Here is a 5,339-nt window from a genome sequence, read left to right as displayed (position 1 = left end):
GATCCGCGCCGCGAGGGGGAGGTCGACCGAACCGGCGTATTCGCGTCCAATGCGAAGATGTCAGCTACCAGCTGACATAATAACCATTATCGGTCATATTGGGTGGGATTTGGCTTGGGATATCTAGTGTCACTGGAACTGGTATGGAGGTAGGCTATATACATGTCACTAACCACTCCCGGACTGCGAGCATACGAGATTTCCATTCGTTCGGATGTTGCTGAACTTGTCGGCCAGCTGCGCGAGCTCCTGGGCGCCCAGCTGGTTGCTTATCTGGGTTCCGTCACGGAAACCCGCGCCGTACGGCAGTGGGCCGATGGTGTCCGAAAGCCACCGGCCGAGGTCACGCGCCGGCTGAGGCTCGCGTACCAGGTCGCCGGGCTGCTCACCGAGCGGGACCAGCCTCGTGTGGTTCAGGCCTGGTTCCAAGGGATGAACCCCCAGCTCGAAGACATCGCGCCGGCACGACTCATCCGCGAAGGCAATCCGGACGAAGTTGGCCCACGCGTGCTGGCCGCTGCTCGCGCGTTCGCCGCCGTCGGATAGTGGACAACACGCCGGACAGAGCCGATCGCATGGCCGTCCGCCCCGACCCCGGCGAGGTCTGGCGCATCGGGTACGGGCCGGCTCCCTGGAACTGGGTTGATTGGGCACACGCCATCAACGGCCGATTCAACGGGCGCTGGGACTCGCTCGACTCGGCCTACCGTACGATCTACGCGGGGTCGAGCCTGTTTGCCTGCCTCGTCGAAGTCCTCGCGCGGTTCCGCCCTGACCCGATACTCGAAACCGACATGGGCGGCATCCGCGTCGATGAAGCCGATGCCTCCCTCTATGCGTCCGTACCCGTCGGCACAGTCGACGAGTCCTGGCTCAGCGTCCGCCAGGCCTCCCGCGCAAACTTAAGCGGCAGATACTGCGACGTCGCAGACTCCGCAACGATCGCTGCGCTTCGCCCCACTTTCGGTGCGCTCGCAGTTGGCTTTGGATTGGCTGATTTCGACTCGTCGGCACTTCAGAACAGCGAACCACGTGAGCTCACCCAGCGCGTCGGCCGCGAGATCTACGAGATGTCAAACGACGACGGGCAGCCCTTGTTCGATGGCGTTCGGTTCCTTTCTCGACACGGCAACGATCTGGAACTGTGGACCATTTTTGAGCGGTCGACTGATGGCGCGTTCAGCGCGCAGCTGAGCAACATCGTTGTTGGCGACCTTCGCCCTGGTAACCCAGATGTGGAGGCAGCGATGCGGCTCCACGGTCTGAGCTGGGGATAACAACAGCCCGCCCAGTTCCAATTGCTGCCCCGTTTGACGCACGCGACTGCGAAGCCCTTCCGGGCTGGGCATACGCGACGGCTCCTTCGGCACAAGCCCCCGGATCCTATTCGTGGCGCCGGCGTGTGATCAAGGTCCGGCTTACGGGACTGGGATTTATACACCGTGGTTTCGGTTGATTCGCGGGCAATGCTCCCGGCAGTAGCGCAGTGATCAGCGCGGTGAACTGCGGGACACCCAGTCCGATGATTGCGAGCTCGGTGTAAGGGAGGTCGGCGCGTGAGGGGAGAGCAAACGAGTACCCGACCACCACGAGCGCCCCGCAAAGAGTGCCAGTGACGGACCCTATGCCGACGACGAACAGCGAGTACCAACCGTTGATTCTCCGGCGAAGAGTTCGCGTGGCGCCGAGCACGGCCAAAGTCCTATCGATCTGACGACCTTCGGCTCGGGAAAGTCCGATGGATGCGATTGCGATCGCACCGCCGGCCCGAAGGGTCAATTCGCCTATCTCGAATACAACCTCGACGACATCACCTACAACCCCTCCACCGGCCGCTGAGGCCGGATGTTTGCCGACATCACCAAACTCACCTGTCGCCGCCAGTCGCCCGGACAGCGCCAGGAACGACTGTGGCCGCAGCGAAAGATTGCGGCAGATACGCGGGGTCCGGCGCCCGCGCACATCCGCCCGGTGAACGCCCGTCATAGGTATAGCGTCGCGCTATGCTCATGCCGCAGTTGATCGACCGGGTCAGCGTGGACGACCTGATGTCGCTCGCGACCGACCAGGGATCCACCCCGCTCCAGGTTGGGTCCGTGCTTCTCCTCGACACGAGCGGCGGGCTCGACCAGCGCCGCGGTCTCGAGATACTCGGGCGCCGGATCGAGTCGGTGCCGCGCCTACGGCAGCGTCTCGTGCGCCCGCCGGCAGGACGCGGCCGCCCGGTCTGGGTCGACGACCCCCGGTTCTCCCCGGCGAACCATCTATTCTCGGAACCATGCCCGGCCCCGGGAGGAGAGCCTGCGGTCCTCGAGGTCGCCGCGAGGATAATCGGCACGCGACTGCCCTTCGACCGGCCGCTCTGGTCAGCGACGCTCGTGACCGAGGCGAAGGCCCATGCCGGGGAGGAGGTCAGGGATACTTCCAGTTCTGGTGCCGGGGATGCCGCCTCGGTTTCGGCCCTCATCATTGTGTTCCACCATGTGCTCGCCGACGGGATCGGCGGACTCGCCGTGCTCGCGAACCTCGTCGACGGGCCGGACCCGCCCGGTTCAACAGCACCCCGTGAGAGGCCCGGCGGAGGGAGTGGTGGCGGGTCCGCTCGCCCGATCTTCCCTCGGCCGGCGCCCTCTTCAGCCGCCCTCGTAGCCGATGCCCGTACCGAACGCATCCGTTCGCTGCGTCGACTACCCATCGACCTGCGTCGCCTCGCCGGGGCAGCCGCCGTGCTCCGCAGCGCGCTGCGCCTGCACGTGAAGCCGAGCTCGCTCAACCGGCACACAGGCACCCGGCGGCGGTTTGCGAGCATCCGCCTGGACCTCGCCCGGGTACACGCAGCGGCCCGCGCCCACGACGCCACCGTAAACGATGCAGTGCTCACGGCCATCGCCGGCGCTCTAAACCGCCTACATATCTCTCTCGGTGAGGTCCCCGGACAGCCCGCACCTCCCGGCAAATGCGGCACCGGCGGTACCGGCGACCCCGACCCCGGTCCCGGCACTATCGTCATTTCCGTCCCGTTCCCCGCTCGAACCCGCACAAACGCGGGGACGGTTTCACCACGTTGAGCGTCAACGCAGCCCGAACGCCGCCTTCGTCATGGCCGGACCGTAGATCGGCGCCCGCCTTGCCCTGGGCTACACCACATTGTGCGTCAACGCCGCCCGGGCATGGTCGCGATGCCACCCGGTCAGCTCCACCAACTCGGACAGAATCCGGCCCTTACCGACCCCGTATACGCCCCGATACGCGAGCGCTTTCTTCATCGTCACAGCCTGCCGCTGCGTCATCGTCAGCTCCATAGAAACGGGCATAACCCACATTCGCCGCCGAATCGCGACCCACGCCGTTACGCGGAGGTTATTTAATGAGGCAATGAATGGTGCAACGCGGAGGTTTCTTACGAGTCAACTCGAGGACTTGACCCCGGTTGAACAACGGTTTAGCATACTGAACATGCGTACAGAGCCGCGGTCACCAATCGCTGACCTCAATGCCCGGGCGAAAATCCGCGATGCCGCAGTCGTGCATTTCGCGCGGGACGGCTTTCGCAAGGCCAACTTGCGCGCCATTGCGGCGACCGCCGGCGTGAGCGCCGGCCTAGTCATCCATCACTTCGGAAGCAAGGACGCACTCCGGCTCGCCTGCGACGACCACGTTCTCGGCAGCGTGCTGGCGCGGGCGCGCGACAAGGCCACCCCGGAGGGCCTTGCCTCTGTTCTGCAGAACTATCTGGCGGACCCCGCCGAGTTTCAGGTGCAGATCGACTACCTCTCCCGGGCGATCGCCGAGGACTCGCCTGCGGGTCGTCAGGTCGTCGACGCGATCGTCGATGAGACCGAGGCGGTCGTCCGCGCCGGAGCGTTCGACGGCAGCATGAATGCCTTCAGCGACCCGCGTGCTGTCGCCGTGCTGATCACCATGACCAGCTTGAGCATGATGACCATGGCCTCTCACGTCGGCCGAGCCCTCGGCTTTGACGGCCCGAACCTCAGCCCGGCCGCGATGCGTCGGATGGCGCTGCCCTCTGCCGAGCTCTACACGCACGGTCTGTACGCCGACGACACCGTCTTGCGGGTGACGACGGATGCCCTCGCCGGCTCCGACGCGACCACCCCACCCAACCATCCCACTCAAACGCAGTTGATCCGAAAGGCCACCACGTGAGACCCGTTAAATCGAGACCCGTTGAATCGAGTCCCGTCGAATCGAGGCGCATCGACATGATTCGTGCCGAAGCCGTCATCAGGCCACCCCACGAGGGCGGAACTTCGCCGGGGCGGGACTGTGCCATCGAGGTGGTCGACCTGATCAAGTCTTTCGGGCGCGCCCAGGCCCTCCGCGGGGTGAGTTTTTCGGTTCCGCGCGGCAGCGTCTTCGGGATGATCGGCCCCAATGGGGCCGGGAAATCGACCACTATGCGGGCCCTTCTCGATATCATTCGCCCGACCAGCGGTTTAGCCACCGTACTCGGTACCGATTCGCGGCTGGCCGGCCCCGCCCTGCGCCGACGCATCGGCTATCTGCCGGGTGAGCTGATCCTCGAGGGGAGGGTCAGCGGGCGCCGACTGCTCCGGCACTATGCCGACATCTCCGGGCCGGTTCGGAAGGGTCGAATCGAGGAACTGGCCGAACGGCTCAGACTTGACCTTGATCGTCCCGTGCGAAAACTCTCCAAGGGCAACAAGCAGAAACTCGGCATCGTGCAGGCGTTCATGCACGAGCCGGAGCTACTGGTGCTCGACGAACCGACCAGCGGCCTTGACCCGCTCATGCAGCAGGTCTTCCTGACGCTGGTGCGCGAGGCGAAGGACGCCGGCCAAACCGTATTCCTATCTTCGCACGTGATCAGTGAGATCCAGCAGGCCGCCGACGAGGTAGCCATTCTGCGCGACGGGCGGATCGTGACGATTGCGAGCGTGGAAGAACTGCGAGCGTCCGCCATCCGCCACTTGAGGATGACTGTTTCCGGAGTCAGCCCCGTCGAACTGCGCGCGCGACTTGAGCTTCTTCCTGGACTCGAGAACCTCGAGTGCACGCCCGTATCTTCGGGGGAGGCCGAAGCGGTGGCAACCTTTGAGGGCGAGGTGTCACCCTTCGTTCGGGCCCTGGCGACCTTGAACCTCGTCAACCTGGTACTGGAGGAACCCGACCTCGAGGAGTCGGTTCTGAAGCTCTACAGCGTGCCGGCGGCATCCACCAACGCTGACCGGACGGTCGGAAAGGCAACGAAATGACCACGATGCGAGAATCGTCCGCCCCCGCCCCGGCCCCCGCCCCCGCCCCCGCCCCCGCCCCCGCCCCGGCCCCCGCCCCGGCCGTGCGCCGGGAACCGGCCG

At 65.3% G+C, this 5,339-nt stretch carries 6 protein-coding genes; 5 read left to right on the top strand and 1 reads right to left on the bottom strand.

Annotation, left to right across the window (positions count from 1 at the left end):
• Window positions 1–162 precede the first annotated feature (162 nt).
• The 3 genes from E3T23_RS08290 (at window position 163) to E3T23_RS08280 (ending at window position 3,068) form a co-directional block, all read left to right on the top strand.
• On the top strand, window positions 163–546 hold the full coding sequence (locus E3T23_RS08290; RefSeq protein WP_134369915.1) for a hypothetical protein: 384 nt from the start codon (window positions 163–165) through the stop codon (window positions 544–546).
• Window positions 546–1,277 carry an RES domain-containing protein gene (locus tag E3T23_RS08285; RefSeq protein ID WP_134369914.1) on the top strand — a complete coding sequence of 244 codons (732 nt, stop codon included), beginning with the start codon at window positions 546–548 and terminating at the stop codon, window positions 1,275–1,277. The genes E3T23_RS08290 and E3T23_RS08285 overlap by 1 nt, the downstream gene beginning before the upstream one ends.
• 726 nt (window positions 1,278–2,003) lie before the next feature.
• Window positions 2,004–3,068, top strand: a complete 1,065-nt coding sequence (locus tag E3T23_RS08280; protein WP_134369913.1) for a wax ester/triacylglycerol synthase domain-containing protein — start codon at window positions 2,004–2,006, stop codon at window positions 3,066–3,068.
• Window positions 3,069–3,137: 69 nt separating this feature from the next.
• Here the strand turns inward: E3T23_RS08280 and E3T23_RS15235 are convergent, their stop codons facing one another.
• Window positions 3,138–3,290, bottom strand: a complete 153-nt coding sequence (locus E3T23_RS15235; protein WP_166806252.1) for a hypothetical protein — start codon at window positions 3,288–3,290, stop codon at window positions 3,138–3,140.
• A gap of 130 nt (window positions 3,291–3,420) precedes the next feature.
• On the opposite strand from E3T23_RS15235, the gene E3T23_RS08275 reads away from it, so the two are divergent.
• Together E3T23_RS08275 and E3T23_RS08270 are read left to right on the top strand one after the other, a co-directional pair.
• Window positions 3,421–4,167 carry a TetR/AcrR family transcriptional regulator gene (locus E3T23_RS08275; protein ID WP_241977772.1) on the top strand — a complete coding sequence of 249 codons (747 nt, stop codon included), beginning with the start codon at window positions 3,421–3,423 and terminating at the stop codon, window positions 4,165–4,167.
• Window positions 4,168–4,223: 56 nt separating this feature from the next.
• Window positions 4,224–5,237 (top strand): ABC transporter ATP-binding protein, encoded by a 1,014-nt coding sequence (locus E3T23_RS08270; RefSeq protein ID WP_134369912.1) that lies wholly within the window; start codon window positions 4,224–4,226, stop codon window positions 5,235–5,237.
• Window positions 5,238–5,339 lie beyond the last annotated feature (102 nt).

This window comes from Cryobacterium cheniae, from assembly GCF_004403395.1.
Classification (GTDB): Bacteria; Actinomycetota; Actinomycetes; order Actinomycetales; family Microbacteriaceae; genus Cryobacterium; species Cryobacterium cheniae.
This window is presented reverse-complemented; position numbering and strand designations above follow the sequence as displayed.

What these genes read in the sequence shown, in the direction of transcription:
- E3T23_RS08290 (WP_134369915.1), top strand. Translation starts at nt 163, where the DNA reads ATGTCACTAACCACTCCCGGACTGCGAGCATACGAGATTTCCATTCGT.
- E3T23_RS08280 (WP_134369913.1), top strand. Translation starts at nt 2,004, where the DNA reads ATGCTCATGCCGCAGTTGATCGACCGGGTCAGCGTGGACGACCTGATG.
- E3T23_RS15235 (WP_166806252.1), bottom strand. Translation starts at nt 3,290, where the DNA reads ATGACGCAGCGGCAGGCTGTGACGATGAAGAAAGCGCTCGCGTATCGG.
- E3T23_RS08270 (WP_134369912.1), top strand. Translation starts at nt 4,224, where the DNA reads ATGATTCGTGCCGAAGCCGTCATCAGGCCACCCCACGAGGGCGGAACT.